This is a genomic window from Streptomyces sp. NPDC034085, assembly GCF_055575555.1.
Window position 1 is genome coordinate 52,116 of the sequence record NZ_JBVISL010000009.1, and the last position, 15,687, is coordinate 67,802.

17 protein-coding genes are annotated in these 15,687 nt (G+C 71.6%); 5 read left to right on the forward strand and 12 right to left on the reverse strand.

Annotation, left to right across the window (positions count from 1 at the left end):
• Positions 1-265: 265 nt before the first annotated feature.
• From ACZ501_RS26735 to ACZ501_RS26750, 4 genes are all read left to right on the forward strand, one after another.
• On the forward strand, positions 266-961 hold the full coding sequence (locus tag ACZ501_RS26735) for an RES domain-containing protein (RefSeq protein WP_361596721.1): 696 nt from the start codon (positions 266-268) through the stop codon (positions 959-961).
• A gap of 721 nt (positions 962-1,682) precedes the next feature.
• A complete protein-coding gene (locus ACZ501_RS26740; protein ID WP_361596724.1) occupies positions 1,683-2,090 on the forward strand; it encodes an XRE family transcriptional regulator in 408 nt (135 codons plus the stop codon).
• Between the two features lie 514 nt (positions 2,091-2,604).
• Positions 2,605-2,814 (forward strand): hypothetical protein, encoded by a 210-nt coding sequence (locus ACZ501_RS26745; protein WP_361596727.1) that lies wholly within the window; start codon positions 2,605-2,607, stop codon positions 2,812-2,814.
• 43 nt (positions 2,815-2,857) lie between these two features.
• Complete coding sequence (locus ACZ501_RS26750; RefSeq protein WP_468798815.1) at positions 2,858-3,592, forward strand: restriction endonuclease; 735 nt, start codon at positions 2,858-2,860, stop codon at positions 3,590-3,592.
• Between the two features lie 55 nt (positions 3,593-3,647).
• On the opposite strand, the gene ACZ501_RS26755 is transcribed toward ACZ501_RS26750, so the two are convergent.
• From ACZ501_RS26755 to ACZ501_RS26795, 9 genes are all read right to left on the reverse strand, one after another.
• The gene (locus tag ACZ501_RS26755; protein WP_361596733.1) at positions 3,648-4,073 is read right to left on the reverse strand and encodes an ankyrin repeat domain-containing protein; all 426 of its coding nucleotides are present in this window, start codon (positions 4,071-4,073) and stop codon (positions 3,648-3,650) included.
• A gap of 11 nt (positions 4,074-4,084) precedes the next feature.
• On the reverse strand, positions 4,085-4,744 hold the full coding sequence (locus ACZ501_RS26760) for a hypothetical protein (protein ID WP_361596736.1): 660 nt from the start codon (positions 4,742-4,744) through the stop codon (positions 4,085-4,087).
• Positions 4,745-4,902: 158 nt separating this feature from the next.
• Positions 4,903-5,451: a hypothetical protein gene (locus tag ACZ501_RS26765; protein WP_361596739.1), complete on the reverse strand. Its 549-nt coding sequence runs from the start codon at positions 5,449-5,451 to the stop codon at positions 4,903-4,905.
• A 360-nt stretch (positions 5,452-5,811) separates the two neighbouring features.
• Complete coding sequence (locus ACZ501_RS26770; protein WP_361596742.1) at positions 5,812-6,360, reverse strand: hypothetical protein; 549 nt, start codon at positions 6,358-6,360, stop codon at positions 5,812-5,814.
• Between the two features lies 1 nt (position 6,361).
• Positions 6,362-6,925 carry a matrixin family metalloprotease gene (locus ACZ501_RS26775; protein ID WP_468798817.1) on the reverse strand — a complete coding sequence of 188 codons (564 nt, stop codon included), beginning with the start codon at positions 6,923-6,925 and terminating at the stop codon, positions 6,362-6,364.
• Between the two features lie 100 nt (positions 6,926-7,025).
• On the reverse strand, positions 7,026-7,373 hold the full coding sequence (locus ACZ501_RS26780; RefSeq protein ID WP_362461396.1) for an ArsR/SmtB family transcription factor: 348 nt from the start codon (positions 7,371-7,373) through the stop codon (positions 7,026-7,028).
• A gap of 174 nt (positions 7,374-7,547) precedes the next feature.
• A complete protein-coding gene (locus ACZ501_RS26785; RefSeq protein ID WP_361596748.1) occupies positions 7,548-7,922 on the reverse strand; it encodes a hypothetical protein in 375 nt (124 codons plus the stop codon).
• A gap of 280 nt (positions 7,923-8,202) precedes the next feature.
• Complete coding sequence (locus ACZ501_RS26790) at positions 8,203-8,961, reverse strand: MBL fold metallo-hydrolase (RefSeq protein WP_468798819.1); 759 nt, start codon at positions 8,959-8,961, stop codon at positions 8,203-8,205.
• Between the two features lie 134 nt (positions 8,962-9,095).
• Positions 9,096-10,085, reverse strand: coding sequence for a GlxA family transcriptional regulator (locus tag ACZ501_RS26795; protein WP_468798821.1), 990 nt, complete (start codon positions 10,083-10,085; stop codon positions 9,096-9,098).
• 550 nt (positions 10,086-10,635) lie between these two features.
• Here ACZ501_RS26795 and ACZ501_RS26800 point away from each other — a divergent pair.
• Positions 10,636-10,902, forward strand: a complete 267-nt coding sequence (locus ACZ501_RS26800; RefSeq protein ID WP_361610938.1) for a DUF6225 family protein — start codon at positions 10,636-10,638, stop codon at positions 10,900-10,902.
• Between the two features lie 68 nt (positions 10,903-10,970).
• On the opposite strand, the gene ACZ501_RS26805 is transcribed toward ACZ501_RS26800, so the two are convergent.
• The 3 genes from ACZ501_RS26805 to ACZ501_RS26815 all read right to left on the reverse strand — a co-directional run bounded on the left by ACZ501_RS26805 (position 10,971) and on the right by ACZ501_RS26815 (position 15,676).
• On the reverse strand, positions 10,971-12,572 hold the full coding sequence (locus tag ACZ501_RS26805; protein WP_468798823.1) for a TROVE domain-containing protein: 1,602 nt from the start codon (positions 12,570-12,572) through the stop codon (positions 10,971-10,973).
• A gap of 744 nt (positions 12,573-13,316) precedes the next feature.
• A complete protein-coding gene (locus tag ACZ501_RS26810) occupies positions 13,317-14,519 on the reverse strand; it encodes a ParB/RepB/Spo0J family partition protein (protein WP_468798825.1) in 1,203 nt (400 codons plus the stop codon).
• Positions 14,516-15,676: a ParA family protein gene (locus tag ACZ501_RS26815; protein WP_361608571.1), complete on the reverse strand. Its 1,161-nt coding sequence runs from the start codon at positions 15,674-15,676 to the stop codon at positions 14,516-14,518. The genes ACZ501_RS26810 and ACZ501_RS26815 overlap by 4 nt, the downstream gene beginning before the upstream one ends.
• Between the last annotated feature and the right edge of the window lie 11 nt (positions 15,677-15,687).

The following is a 15,687-nucleotide window of genomic DNA, read 5'->3' on the forward strand; positions in this document are numbered from 1 at the left end:
CCCTCGTGCGCCCCCGGTGGCCACCGCAACCCGGTCGCTTCGGTCGTGGCCGAGCATGAAAATGATCGTTCGGCATGTGTCACGGATCAGTAGTACGCCGCACGGCGCGCGCCGACCGCTCATGAACGCCCCTCATGGGCACCACCGTCACGAGACCGGCTCTCCCCGCGGCCGGGCCGCCCCGCCGGCCCGGCCGCCGCACGAGCCACGAGCATCACCGGCCCGAGCCCCGCGCGGGGGCGGCCGGAGCAAGGAGAGCGGCCGCATGAACCGGGACACCGCACAGCTGGACGTCGTCCTCGTCCCCGCACCGGAGCAGGGCGTCTGGCGCCTGGGAAAGGCCAAGAACCCGGTCACGTACGAACAGATCAGCCAGGAGGACGCGTCCCGCACGGGCGGAAACCGCTGGAGCCTGGTCAGCTACGGAACCCTGTACTGCGCCTCCGAACACGACGGGTGTTTCGCGGAGGCGTTAGCCCCCTTCCGCGTGCACCCCCGGATGCGGGAGGTCATCGGGGACGACTGGAAGGAGCCGTACTACATCACCCCCGGCAAGATCCCGCGCGACTGGACCACGCGCCACATCCTGGTCCGCCTGCGGCCTCCCCGGGAGGCCCGCTTCCTCGACGTGGACGACGAGCGGACCCTCGAGACCCTCTCCCGCGAACTCAAGGACGAACTGGCGGAGCAGGGGGTGGACAGGCTCACCACGGAGCACGTCCAGGGCTTCAACCGCCGGATCACCCGGCTGGTTTCGGCGTGGGCCATCACCCGGCGCACCGGCCCGACGGAGCAGGAGCGCCTCATCCACGGGATCGCCTACCGGTCCCGCTTCGGGATGCGCCAGTGCTGGGCCGTCTTCAACGACGTGGAGCTGAAGCAGGAGGAGAACAGCCTGATCTTCCCCGAGTCGGAGGCGCTGCGGCGGGTGGCCGAGGAGTACGGCCTGACGATGCTGTGAGCGGTTGGGCTGGGTCCCGATTCCGCCCGGACCGGAAACCCCCTGGAAGCCCACCTGGAAACCCCCCGGAAAATCACCCCTCCCGCGTGGTCCGAAAGGACGAAAACAACTCGTCCCCTGCCCGCCCCGAGCCACCGGCCGTTCCCCCCAGCCGGTGGTGTCTGGGCAGGTCAGGGGGTAAGTAGCAGTTGAAACAGGTCAGTTGACACTCCGTCGACAACGCGGCGGATTCTGCCTAAGCGGTGGAGTTGGGAGGTGATAATGGGTAACCTAACCACTACATCGACCAACTTGGAGCATGTGGGGGATCTCATGACCAACACCGGTTGCGCCGTCCGGGCGTTCTTACCCGTCGGCCTCGGGCCGTGCGTCATCGCGCCGTGCGTCGTCGCGCCACCGCCGCCCGTCCCAGGCGCCGCGCTCCCAGGTCTCCCCCGCCATCCCCGTGCCGGATCCCCGCGGACCGGAATACGTCGATGCTGAGCGGTGTCCGCTAGCCGGCACGCCCCATCCCCGCCCGCCCCGGTGACACGCTTCCCGGCGGGACGGGAACGCACCACGAAGCGTTCGCAGCTCGCCGAGACCGAGCGTCCCCTTCCGTCTGCCCTCGCGGCAGTGCGCGACAGCCGGGTCCGGCGGGCACACACCTACACCCGTCGCCTGAACACGTGACCCGCCACCGGACGGGCGCGCAGTCCAGGGCAACGAGGGAGACCCGACCATGCCTTCTGACACCTCCATGCCCCCTGTCGCCCTCGCGAAGAGCGCCGCCAGCGCCGAGCGGGCGCACGTCACCACCGTGCGCATGCACATCAGCGAGATCGCCCGCTTCCTCCAGGACAACCTGGGGCAGCGCCTGACCGCGCGGATCGCCAACATCAGCGATGCGAAGCAGGTCGGCAAATGGGCGTCGGGCGACACCACGCCCCGGCACGAGTCCGAGGAGCGGCTGCGCGCGGCCCTGCAGGTCTTCCAGCTCATCCAGGACGCCGAAAGCCTCTACACGGCGCGTGCGTGGATGATCGGAATGAACCCGCAGCTGGAGGACGAGGCTCCGGCGCAGTGCATCGCCGACGGCCGGATGCGCGACGTCATGGTGGCGGCCCGCGCCTACGTCGACGGCGGCTGAAGGACGGGAACGGCGTTGCGGCCGCGCGGCCGTCCTCGTACTCCTCCCCCACTCGTCAAGGGATTGACCCGTGGCGCATGTTCGAGGGCACTACCGCAAGGACGGCACCTACGTACGTCCCCATCGCCGGCGCATCGGAATCCCAACGGCTGCGACCGCTGGCGGCGGGGGCTTGCTGCTGCTGTTCCCCATCCTGGCCGTGCTCGGCGGCGGGGGTGGCGGTGCCACCCAGGCGCCGAACCCCTCGGCCCCGGCCACCACTGCGGCCACACCGGGCGGGCTGCCCCGATAGCCAGTACGCATGCACGGCGCCCGGCCGACGGTCGGGCCCCCGGCTGCGGGGCGCGGGGCCGTGCGTCCGGGAGCAGAGGACTCTGAAACCGGCCAACCCACAATATTGACGCCATTTCCCCCCAGTTCGGCCACGCGCTCGCCGCCTTCGGGCTACACAAGGGCAAGGGGCCGGACACTTCGCTCTGCTGCCCCGGGAGCGCTGGGACGGGGGGCTGGGCACGTGCTCACGATCAACGTGGCGGTACTGCTGGCGGTCATCGTTGTCTTTCGGCTGCGCCGCCGCACCGAAGCGCGGAGCCGGCGCGACGAGAAGATGACCGTGGTCATCGTTCTGGCCCTGGGCATCATCCTGGCCCCCACCGACCTCGGCCAGGGCATCGCGCGTGTCCTCGGCCAGCTCGTCACCACCGCCTCCCAGGCCGGCCAGTGACCGGCTCCGGCCGTCTGCGGGAAGCCGGTCCGGGCAGGGGCCGATGAGCGGCCGCCGCCGGCCCGTCCGGCGGGCCGTTCGCCGGTCCGTGCGCCGGTCCGTTCGCCGGTCCCGGCGACGCGGGAACCGGGGCCTGGAGCAGCCGGCTCTCCTCGTCCTCTCTGCCGTGGTCCTGCTCGGCCTGGCGAGCGCCGTTCTGCGGTGGCTGGCAGCCCATCCCGGGACCGTCACCGCCTTCCTCCTGGCCGCCACCGCTGCGGCCGCGGCCTGGGCCTGGCGCCGCAAGGAGGCCGCGCGGTGGGAGCGGGTCCGGGCCCGCGGTCTGCGTTACGCCCTCGGGCAGCTCGACGGCCTGCACCACCGGGCGTTCGAGTTCGCGGTACGGGACCTGATGCGCCGCGACGGCTGTGCGGACGCGCGGCAGGTCGGCGGTCGCGGCGACAACGGTGCCGACGTCAAGGCCACGGACCCGTTCGGGCGCCGCTGGGTCATCCAGTGCAAGCACCGCAAGGACGGCTGGTCGGGAAGGCCCGTCGGCACCACTGACCTCCACGTCCTCAACGGCACCGGCAGGCAGGTCCACCGGGGCGACGTCCTGGTCATGCTCACCAACGGACGCATCACCGCCGACGCCGCCCACTTCGCGAAGTCCCAGCGGCTCCACCTGGTGGACCGCCACCTCCTGGCCGAATGGGCCGCCGGCTCCCGCCCCTTGTGGGACCTCTTACGGGCCCTCCCCTCCGGCGACGGGAAACCTACGCCATCACCGCGCGAGTAGACGGCCGGCAGCTGAAACCCCGGCGGTGGCGCCGGCTGTGCCGAGGCCGTACGGCTCATGGCGTCGGGAGGGCTCCTGCTCCCCGGAGAACTTCGGCGGTGGCGGGGTGGGGTCCGTCATCCGCCCACTCCAACGGGGTCCTGCCGGTGCCGTGGTCCTCACGGAGGTTGGGGTCGGCGCCATGTGCCAACAGCTGTCGGACCGTTTCGGTGTACCCCCAGCACGAGGCCGCGCACAGGGGTGTGCCCTCCGAGCCGGGGCCGGCGCTTTCCGTGTCGGGGGAAGCGCCGGCCGCCATCAGCAGGCGGGCTATCGAGGCCTCGCCCTGCACGGATGCCAGGTACAGCGGTGTCGTGCCGTCGCTGTTCCTTCTCTCCGGGCACGCTCCGCTGCGCAACAGCGCCTTCGTGGTCCTGGCGTCACCCGCCAGGACGGCCTGGAAGAGACGGCGGGAGAGCTTCTTCTGCTGGCGCCTTTTCACAACCGGCGAGGCTAGCGATCACGGACGTGCCCGTGCCACTCATATCCGTCAGGCCACAGTAGGTTCGGCGTGCCGTCGTCGTTCATGTGCGCCCGCTGCCGGATTTCGTTCCAGCTGAACGGGATCTGCGGCACGACCCGGTGCCGCCGCCCGCACGGACAGGGCGCCAGCACCCACGCGCACCCACCGCACAGCTCGATCCAGCCGTGCCCGGTCGAGCTCAGCACCCGCGGTCCCTCATCCCCGCAAGCCGGGCAGCCGGGCAGCTCGACACCGTCCAGAAGCGCGTTCTGCCGGCGGACGTACTCGGACAGCCGCAGCGACGGATGGCGAATCGGGTCGTAGTACCAGAAGCGGTCCGGGTCCTGGCCGTCCCACCCGCGCCACACCCACCACGGCCGCGGGTCCGGTGCGGCCCGCCGCCCAGCCCGCTTCTCCGCTCGGCGTTGCGCGGTGTACTCCTCCGCCCTCGCGAGCCACAGCACCCGCGCTTCGTGGAGTTCCTCCACCGCCCGCACCAGCGCGTCCGGGTCCGCCTCCAGCCGCCGGGGGATCGCGGCGCTGAGCGTGAGGTGGTGGTACGTCGCCCGGAAGCCGTACGGCGCGAAGTGGGTGATGCAGATCCGCAGCGCGTTGTGCCGGCGGAGCAGAGGGAGGCGGCCATCGTGCACACGCGCTCGGTGGGTCAGGAAACTGGTCACGCCCGTGCCCGTGGGGACGGAGCGTGGCCGAAGGAAGCGCAGCCGGTGGCGGTGGCGGCGGCGTCTTCGGTCACCCGGAAGCCGCCGGCGGTGAACAGGTCAGGCATGGTGAGCAGCCCCTGCCGGGATCAGGCGCCGAGCGGCCACTGCGCCGGTTCGGCGTTGAAGCCCTGGAAGACCTCGACCGCGGCCGGCTTCTGCCCGGCCGGGATGAGGAACGCGGTGCAGATCTTCTCCGACTGGCCCGGGCCGAGGGTCTTGGTGCTCTGCGTCGGCGGGCAGTTGGGCCACTTCGCGGTGCCCATCATGACGATCAGGGCACGGGTCCTCAGACCCGCCTCCGTCCTGATCATCAGGCCGCCGTCCATGTCGCCGAGCTCCATGGGCGTGCCGCTCTTGTGGGTGAGCGTCGACCAGACGAAGACGGGGATCTGCGGGCCGTCCTTCTCGTCCTTCTCCAGGCCGGAGTTCTCCATGTCCGCCTCGGTGCCGGTGTGCACCTCCAGCGGTGTCACGGTGTACTTGGCGTCCTTCGACGTCGTCTTCTGGCTCTCCTGCACCGGGCCGGCCTCGCCCAGGCGGTACGCCTTCTTGGCTGCCGCTCCGGCGCGCTGCGACGGCGAGGTGCTGCCCTTCGCCGGCCCCAGACCATTGCACCCGGTCAGAAGGGCGGCCACGGTCACAGCCCCCATCGACGCCGAAGCAGCGCGCGTCCACGTACGCATTCCCAACTCGCCTTTCCCCGGGCCGGGGCGACACCCGCCACGACCCGCACCTCTACGTTCGAGCGATCATCCTCTCAGAGGTGTGCATGCCAACCCACGGCCGCACCCCCTGGCAGGGTGCGGTTCCTGGATGAGCAGGCGCCCCTGGACACGGTGCGGGTGGCGACCGACGGGCGTGCTGTGGTCGACATAGCGCGCGAGGTCGTGGGCGCTACCGGATGGCTGGGCAGCGTCTCGGGGTAGGTTCTCGCCGCTCAGGGGCGATTCGGGACGAGGATGGACGTCGGTACCGGGCCGAGACGTGTCGGCGGCTCACCCCGCGTGGACGTCCTCGCAGCCCGTGGTCTCCGCGTCCTCGGCGTCGCCGGCCAGGGCCTGCTGCCAGTGGTCCCGTTCTCCGGCGATGCCCCGCTGCGCCGGCTGGGCGTACCAGGCCCACGCCTCGGTGCCCGCGGAGCCCGTCGTCGAGCCCGACTGGACCGCGACGACGTACCGGCGACCGGGTTCGAGGACGGCGTACCGGTCGGGGTCCTCCGTGGCGTAGCGGCCCGGGGTGCCGCCGTTCTTCACGCCCTGGGTGATGTGCAGGACGTCGCCGAACCGTCCTTTGAAGGCCTCCAGGGTCTTCACGCGGGTGGTCAGGTAGGCGCTTCCGCCGTCCTCCCGGTAGCGGGTGTTCTCGACGGCCTCGACCACGGCCACGCCCTTGGACTTCGCCGCGACGACGTCGTCGCGGCTCAGGTCCGGGCCGCACACGGAGTGCACGGGCCGGGTTTCGTGGGCGCCGAGGGTGGACCAGGCCGCCGCGGCGGCGAGGGCGCCGGCCGCGAGGCATCCGCCGACCCATGCTTTGACGATCACATCAGCCCCACAGCTTCTTGTAGTTGGCCTTGTCGACGGCGGTCGGCACGTCGGGGTACGGGGCGGCTTCGGGCCACATCACGGACTGCACGGCGCTCTTGCCGCTGTCCGACTTGTGGCAGAGCCCGAGCGCGTGTCCGAGCTCGTGGGCGGCGACCATCCGGCGGGTGGCGGCGTCGTAGGTGTCCATGCGGGCCTTGTTGAAGCGGATCACGTCCGTCGCCGCGGGGCCGGGGTGGCGGGCCCACTGTCCGGCCGCGGGGTTCCGGCCGTCGGAGAAGTCCTCGTAGTGCAGGTCGTTGACGGTGGTCGCGGAGTCCGGCGCGATCTTGATCTTGGCGCCGGAGTACGACCAGGCCCGGTTCGCGTGCTGGTACTCCGCCTTGTACTTCGTCCCGGCGGTCCACCGGATCTCGCCCTCGTCGACCGAGCTGTCCCCCCGGGTCTCGGTCGCGTCGTGGCCGGACTTCGCGAGGCACGGCGCCGCGGTGGCGGCGCGTGCCGGCACCGGGGCGACGAGCAGCACGGTGGCGCAGGCCGCGAGGCCCGCTGCGAGGTTGCGCATCCCATCAACGGTAGAGCAGCCGGAGCCGAGGACGATCGTTTCAGCGCGGCGGAGCCGGCCGGACCGGGAGCCTGGGCGGACGGGACGTAGGAGGGAGGGCCTACGGGCCGGCCGGGGCGGGGTCGGACTCGTTCAGCTCGGCGATCAGGGCGTTGCGGCCGGCCAGCATCTCCGTGAGGATCCTGCGCGCGGCGCGCAGCAGGTCGGCGACGTCACCACCGGCGAGGGCGTAGGTGACGGTCGAGCCCTCCCGGGTGGAGACGACGATGCCCGAGCGACGCAGGACACCGAGCTGTTGCGAGAGGTTGGACGCCTCGACGTCGATCTGAGCCAGCAGGTCCCGTACGGGCATCGGGCCGTCCTGGAGGAGCTCCAGCACGCGGATGCGGACCGGGTGACCGAGCATCCGGAAGAACTCCGCCTTGACCTGGTACAGCGGGACCTGCATTCCCACGACGCTCCTGCTCCTCCTCGGACGGACTCCGGGCCGGGTGGGGATCACCACCTCGCCCATCGTCGCGTCCCGCCGGCCCACGCGGAACCGAAGTTGACCAGATTTACATGTTCCGAGTTGAAGAACCCTTCAACTCATGGGCATGCGCGGGCCCGGCGGACACCGCGACTAGACCTCCAGATCGCCTTCGATCCGGCTGAGCTGGTGGCGGGCCATCGCCAGGTTCGACCTGCCGCGGTCCAGGACCAGGTAGAGGAAGAGACCGCCGCCGGAGCGGCTGCGCCGGATCCGGATCAGGTGGTACTGGCTGCCGAGCGTGATCAGGACGTCCTCGATCTCGTCCTGGATCCCGAGCATCTCCATCGTGCGCAGCTTGGCCCGGATGACGTCGGTGTTCCCGGCGGCCGCCACCATCAGGTCCAGGTCCTTGCCCCCGCCGAGCGTGCCCAGGGCCATCCCGCTTGAGTAGTCCACCAGAGCTACGCCCAGGGCCCCTTCGATCGAGGTCATCGCTTCCTTGAGCGACACTTCCACGTTCGCCATGGCTGTCCTCCGTCGGTGTCATGTGCCGTACCCGGCACGGATCTTCCGCATCGGACGCTACCGATCGCGCGACGCCGTACGGCGGGTTCGCCGGATTTGGCGCGATCCCGACCCGACCCGTCCCTCGGCTCCGCCGATCCGCCGTGCCTGCTCCTGCTGCACGTCGGCGTCCACGTCGGCGTCCGTGGTGGGCCTCCTCAGGCGCGTGAGGCGTCCGCGGTCGGCGTCCCGACTTTTGTCCGCGGACAAAGGTCGGGGCGCCGACCGGCCCCGTGCCCGGTCAGACCGTGCTGCGTTCCGAGCGGGTGGAGAGGCGTCCGGCTGCTTCCCGTCGGGCCAGCCGCTTGTGCTCCCGGGCCGCCCACCGCCGGACCCGTTCGGGCTCCAGCGGGGTGCCGTGGCCGACGTGGAGGCGGGAGGGGTTGAGGGCCAGCATCGTGCGCAGGCTGGCCAGGTTGCCCAGCGGGTCGTCGTGGAACGGAGGGTTGGCCGGTCTTCCCGGGAGGAGGCCGAAGAAGGAGTTGGCGACCAGATCGCCGGCGACGAGGTCTCCTTGGTCGGTGAGGACGGAGATCGAGCCGGGCGTGTGTCCGGGAGTGGGCATGATCCGCGCCGCGATCCCGAAGTCCTCCAGGTCCGTCTCGCCCCGTACGAGTACGTCGGGCTCGAAGGCCTCGACCTTCATGTGCAGGTTCCTGTTCCTGGCCATGAGCCGGCCCATCGGGCCGGTGGGCAGGTACGGTTCGCGGGCCCGGCCGCTGCGGAAGGGCTCGAGGTCGGCGCTGTGTCCCGCCAGCGGTGCCCCCGTCAGGCGGTGCAGTTCGGCCGCCGATCCGAAGTGGTCGATGTGGCCGTGGGTGATGACGATCAGCGATATGTCCGCCGGGTCCACACCGTGCGCCGCGACCTGCTCGTAGATCCGTCGGCCGCTGCCGGGGGTACCCGCGTCGACGATGACGGGGCGGCGGCCCAGCAGCAGGTACGCGTTGATGTTGTGCCGGCCCATGACCGGGATCGGGATGACTTTGGTGGGGGACACTGCTTTCTCCCTGGTGTGCGTCGTGGTGTGCCGTGCGGGCATGACCGGGTTCCGCCGGGCGGCTGTGCGCGGGCGGTACGGGAAGGCGGGGTCGGCCGGGCCGTCCCGCCAGGTGGGGTCCGAAGAGGTACGGCCTAGCGGAAGCGGCGCCGGTAGGCGGCGGGGGTGGTCCCCAGGCGGCGCCGGAAGGAACGGTGCAGGCTCTCGACGGAGCCGAGTCCGCTGAGGGCGGCGATGTCCGGCAGGCCGAGTTCGCTGTCCTGGAGCAGCTGGCGGGCGGACTCCAGCCGGGCGGACTCGACGTACGCGGCGGGGGTGGTGCCGGTGCGCCGGCGGAACAGCCGGGAGAAGTGGCGCACGCTCAGGTGCAGCCGTGCGGCGAGCGCGTCCGCGGACAGGTCTTCGGTGAGGTGCTCCCCCATCCACACGCGCAGCTCGTCGATCCGGTCGCCGCTTTCGGCCGGCACCGCCAGCGGGACGCTGAACTGGCTCTGGCCGCCCGCGCGCTTCACGTACATGACCATGACGCGGGCGGTGGCCAGGGCGAGCTCGCTGCCGTGGTCCTCGGTGACCATCGCCAGCGCCATGTCCATCCCCGACGTGATACCCGCACAGGTCCACAGCCGGCCGGCCCGGATGAAGATCGGGTCGGGATCGACGGTGACGCGGGGGTGGTCGGCGGCCAGCCGCGCGGCCGTGAGCCAGTGGGTCGTGGCGGTCAGGCCGTCCAGCAGACCCGCCGCGGCGAGCAGGTGCGCGCCCGCGCAGATGGAGCCGGTCCGGGGGATCCCCGGCACGGCTTCTCGGAGCCAGTCGATGATCCGCTTGTCGAGCACCGGCTCGACACCGTGGCCGTCCACGTGGATGGCACCCGACACGAGCAAGGTGTCCACCTTGCCGTCCACCTCGTCCAGCGTCAGGTCGGCGGTCAGCCGGACTCCGCTGGAGGTGGTGACCGGGCCGCCGTCGGCGGTCGCGATCTGGACGGCGTAGCCGGGCCTGCCGGTGCCGGTGCCGGTGCCGGCGACGCGCGTGGCGACCGAGAACACCTCGGCGGGGCCCGTGATGTCGAGCAGTTCGACGCCGGGGAAGGCGGCGATGACGACCCTGTGCGGTGGGAGCATGTGCCGATCCTCTCGGCCCGTCGTGGTGGCCGCAATGACCAGGTTCTGTCAGATCCGGCCATGCGGCGGGGGCACGGCACGGCGCCCGACTTTTGTCCGCGGACAAAAGTCGGCCTACGGACGCCGGCTCCTGTCCGTGAACACGGGGTCCGCCCGCGGCAGCAACCTTTGTCCGCGGACAAGGTTTCCGGCCCGACGCCCACGGCCCTCGACCTTTGTCCGCGGACAAAGGTCCGCCCACGGTCCCCGACTCTTGCTCGCGGACAAGGGCCGCTCGCGGCCTACGGCGCCTCGACCTTTGTCCGCGGACAAAGGTCCGCCCACGGTCCCCGACTCTTGCTCGCGGACAAGGGCCGCTCGCGGCCTACGGCGCCTCGACTTTTGTCCGCGGACAAAGGTCCGCCCCCGACGGCACACGGCCCCCGACTTTTGTCCGCGGACAAAGGTCCGCCCGCGGGCCCGACTTTTGTCCGCGGACAAAAGTCCGTCACCGCGCGGTATCCGGCGTGGCATGTTCCGGCGGATGAGGAGCCGTCACTACGCTCGGCTCATGGAAGACAGGTTCGATCACACTCCTGCGGTGTGGACCGCACGGCAGCTGCGCTCCGCCCTCGCCGATGTCCCTGACGACACCCCCATCAGCATCGGCGTAGCCGGCGCTCCGGGGGACTTCGACGAGTACGACGAGTTCGTCCTCGTGGGCGCCGAGCCCGTCGAAGTCGACCCCGGCGACGGCGAGGCGTCCGGCGTGCCGCAGGTCGAGTTCACCCTCTTCGCCGACGCCAAGGCCGGGCTCTACTACCTGGACATGGAATGACCTCAAGCCGGTCCGCGAGCACCGCCACGGCCTTCGCATCACCCTGAGGCCCCGGCCGTCCTGCCGGGTCAGGCGGGCTCGGCGGTCCACGGCCAGGCGGCCTCGCGGCCGGCCTCGATGAGGCCGACCATCCGGAACGCGGCGTCCGTGAGGCCGCCGAAGGTGTGGCGGTGGGGGCCCGCGGGCCCGTGGGCGGGTCGGTAGCCCGCGAGGTTCCAGGTGTAGACCGGGATGCCGGCCGGGACCGGTTCGGCCGGCTGGCGGGGGCCGAACGGGGCGGCCTGCTCGTCGGTGACGATCAGCACCCGGTCGTGCTGCCGGTAGTGCGCCCGCACTGCCTCCGTGGTGCGCGTGCCTCCAAGACACTGGAACCGCTTCAGCACCTCCAGCACCGACTCCCCCGGCTCGAACCGCACCCGTCGGCTGCTCCAGCCGAACTCCACCAGGTCCGCCTGTTCGGCGCGCATGGCCAGCGCCGTGCCGAAGACGGCCGCCGCGTCCGCCCGGGTCAGCCGGGACCGTTCGGAGACGGTGTCCCAGAACATGGAGTCGGACCGGTCCACCAGGATCAGGGTGCGGCCGGACAGGGCCGGTACGTTGGCCAGGGAGTGGCCGAGGGCCCGTTCCAGCGGCGTCGCCCAGCGCGGTGACGGCGCGTGCTGGTGGGCCGCGAGGTAGCGGAAGGGGAACTGCCGGGACCGGCGGACCTCGGCGGCGTCCGAAAGGCGTGCCGCGACCCGGGCCGCAGCCTCGTCCGAGACTCCCGCCTCGTCGAAGTTCCGCAGGTTCCGCAGGAGCGCCATCGGTCCCATCGCGGGAATCACGGCTTCCCAGACGGCGGCGTCCATCGGGCCGTGGAGCCAGCCCGCCACGGCTTCCCAGGTCATGCCGGCCGCGGCCAGCCGCTCGGAGCCGCCCGGCCCCGTCACCACCGCCCGCCGGTCGTCCGCAGCCGTCTCCATCAGCGCCCGGTGCGCGGTCAGGAGCGGGTCGGACGCCGGCGGTACCGCCTGCTCCGGGTGGTGGCGGCGGTCCAAGGCGTGCCGGAAGAGCGCGCCCTGCCAGGGCTTCTCCGGGTCGGGGGAGGCGTGTACCAGGTTGAGCACGTCGCCGAAACGGAAGCCCCGGGACGCGGTGTCGTACTTGAGCAGGGACCGGGACGTGTACAGCCGGCGTACGCCGTCGGCGATGCCGCGCTTCACGGGCTGCGGCACGTTGCGCCCGTACGCCGAGATCCAGTGGGCGAGCAGCTCGCCCGGTTCGTCAGCGCGCTGGAGCACCGAGTCGATCACGGAGCGGTTGGAGGGGCCTGCGGACACCCCGGCCTTCCGTCGCGCCCGTACGTACGCGGCGGCGCCCACGAGGGACGCCGTACGCATGTTGCCCTCGCCGCGGAGCCACTGCAGGAGCCCGGCCGTCCACACGGGGTCCTGGACGGCGAGTTCGCCGACGAGCCGGGCGTAGCGGCCGTCCCGCTCCTCACCGCTCTCGTAGAAGGTCCGCTGGGAGACGAAGTTGCCGACGGCGAGGAGGTAGAGCTCCTCGCGGGGCTCCCGGACGAAGGCCGGGCCGCCTTCGAAGGTGCGGAAGCCGGGCGGGGCGGTGCCGTGGCGGAGCGGGGGAGGGGAGAGGGAGCGGGCGGCCGCCGAGACGTGCGGGGCCACGAGCATCTCGGACCAGACCTTGGAGACGCGTGGGGTGTGACGAGGCAGCGAATCCCCCCGGATTCAATGGATGGGGCGGCCCCGGTCGGGAGATCCCTCCGGGCCGAACGCCCGCGCCTGCCGAGATCAAGAGAGGCGGCGGCGTCACTTGGTTGTCAGAGGAAGTAGCCGCAGCCGAGCGCATCGGAGGCGCGGTCGCCCTGCCAACGTACAAGGGGCCCCGGGCCGCAGGCCAACGATTAACGCGGGCTCGCGACGGCCCGACTTTTGTCCGCGGACAAAAGTCGGGGCCCCGCTCCGGTGGATCGGAGGCCTCTGGAGGCAGCGGCCCGGACGGTGCCGGGCGGAAACACTCCGCGGGAGCCGGCGGCGCGGGGTGAGACGCCGCGGGCGTGGCCCGCCGAGCTGCGGGAGACGGTCGGTGACATCGACGCCTGGCGGCGGCGCGTCCACGCCTCGGTCCGCAACGAGCGGGCTCGCGACGAACGCGGCCCTGAAGACGGGCGGCTGCCCCGGCATCAGCACCGTCCGAGGTCGCGGTGCGCCTGCGCCTCATCGACCACGCCGACGCGGTCGCACGCTGGGCGACCGCTGCTTTCCGGGCGGTGGAGGCAGGCCGCACGCCTGACCCGTACGACACGGCCCGGCCGAAAGCTTCGGCGGTCGGCCCGGCGCGGGGGTACCTATGGCGACGGCCCCGACTTTTGTCCGCGGACAAAAGTCGGGGCCGTCGCCGTGGGGGAGCAGTGGTCAGCGGTTGCCCGTTCTGCCGTTGCTGTCGATCAGGAGCATGGTGAGCTCCGCGCGCTGCTTCGGCGGCATGTTCTGACGGATCGCCTCGAAGACGGCTTGGGGGTCGCTCCATGCGAGCGGGCTCGTCTCCGTGCTCTTCGCCTGCTCCGGGATCGCCCTCTCCGGCTCGGGCTCCGGCATCCTCGGTGCCTCCTGCGGCGGGGGAGCGGGGCTCACTTCGGCCGGTTCGGCGGCGGCCGGAGCGGGGGGTTCCGCGGCGGCCGTCGGCGGGGACTCCGGGGCCCGACTTTTGTCCGCGGACAAAAGTCGGGGCTGCGGATCGGCGTGCTCCGCGCCGCCGACGGCGACGGCCGTGCGGGGCGCCTCCGCCGGAACCGGTACCGGCACCGGCACCGGGGGCTGCTCCTGCGCCTCGCGCAGGATCTCCCGCTGCACCGCCTTGACCTGGGCCTCCTGCGCCTTGTTCTCCTTGAGGAGGTCCAGCAGGGAAGCCGCATCCGCGCCCGGCCGGTCCTTCGCCGCCCGCGCCAGCAGCCGGCCGTCCCGCTCGGGCAGCTCCCCGGCGCTCAGCATGCTCTGGATCTCGTCCGGCAGTTCCAGCAGCACCAGCTGGTTGGTGACCCAGGACGGCGATTTGCCCAGCCGCTCCGCCGCGCGCGACTTCGCCCCGTGCTCCCGGCCCTGCTCCGCGCAGATCTCGACGAGCTGCTGCACCCCGCGCGCCCGCTCGATGACGTCGAAGTCCTCGCGCTCGAGGTTCTCCGCCAGAAGGTGGTCGATGAAGTCGGTGCGGGAGGCCGCGAGGTCGTCGCGTACGACGAAGTCGAGGGACTCCAGCCCCACGTGCAGGGCGCTGCGGAAGCGGCGCTCGCCGTTGATGAGGACGTACGAGGCCGCACCGATCCGGCTCTCGTGGTCGGGCCACAGCGCCAGGTACGCGCTCCGGCTGACGACGACACAGGCGGAGAGCTGGGCTTGGCGCAGCTCCTCACCGAAGCGGGTCTTGTCCTCGTCCGTGCCGAAGTTGCGGCGCGGGTTGAGGGGGGTGGGGGAGACCTGGTCGAGGGGGACGCGGATGAGCTCGTACTCGGGCACGTCGCCCTGCGCGATGGCCTTGGCCCGCCCGCGCTCGCTGCGGCCGCCGGTGCGGCGGGCGTTGCTGAAGGCCGCGCCGGTGCCGAGGAGGTCGCTCTTGCTCATGCCGCGATCCTCCGGGCGATCTCGCGCATGGCCTCGGACTGCTCGCAGTCGGGCGCGTAGTGCAGCAGGGGCAGCTTGACCCGGACGGCTTCGCGCTGCTCCTTGAGGTCGGCGATGACGGTGATGACCGGCGGGTCGCCGAACTCCTTCCAGCTGTTGAGGGAGGAGGTGACGACGTAGCCCTTGCGGCTGTCGTAGAGGTTCACGACGAAGCCGAGCTGCGCGATGTCGATGTCGAGGTCGTCGATGAGGTCCTCGAGCTGCTCGCTGAGCATGTCGTAGGCGTCGGCGGACGTGTCCTCGGCCTGGACCGGGACGATGAGGCCGGAGGTCTTCGGGGCCTCGCCCTCGCGGGTGCGGGCGTAGTAGAGAGCGGTGTCCATGGTGTAGCCGAGGCTGGGAGGGCAGTCGACGACGATGTAGTCGAACTCCTTCTCCAGCTCCTCCAGCGCCTTTTCCAGTGCCGTTTCCTTGGTGCGCACGTGGCGGGTGGTGGCCAGGCGGGCGTCGAGGAGGAACGCGTCCTTGCAGGACGGCAGGAGGAAGAGACGGCCGGCGAAGACGCCGTGCTCGATGGGTACGAGGAGGTCGCGGATGCGGCCTTCGATCTCTCCCAGCATGTGCTTGGCGAGGCTCGGTTCCTTGATGCCGAGCATGTCGGCGCCGAGGTGGCGGGTGAGGTGGCCCTGGGGGTCGAAGTCGATGACGCAGACCCGGGCACCGGTCTCGGCGAGGGCCTGGGAGAGGCCGTTGCTGATGGCGCTCTTGCCGACGCCGCCCTTCTGGTTGCAGACCACGATCCGGCGGGCACCCTCGTGGGACGGCCGGCGGCGGCCCGTGGGGGAGGGGTGGGTGTCGAGCCAGAGGCGGATCGACTGGGCGACACCCTGGTTGTACGGGATCTCCCGCGTGCGGCAGTCGTCCTTGAACTCCCCGTACAGGCCGGTGGGGAGGTAGGTGGAGAAGGAGGAGGCGCCGGAGGTGTCCACGGGGGTCGCGGCCGAAGCGTCGGCGCGCCAGGCGTGGATGCCCTCGGTGACGGCGTCCTGGATGTCCACGCCCAACTGGGCGGCACGGACCTTGAGTTCCTGCCTCAGGGACGCCGGCAGTTTGGCAACTACCTTTTCCCTGACTTCCGGATCGTATGGGGCGGTCATGCGGGTACCTT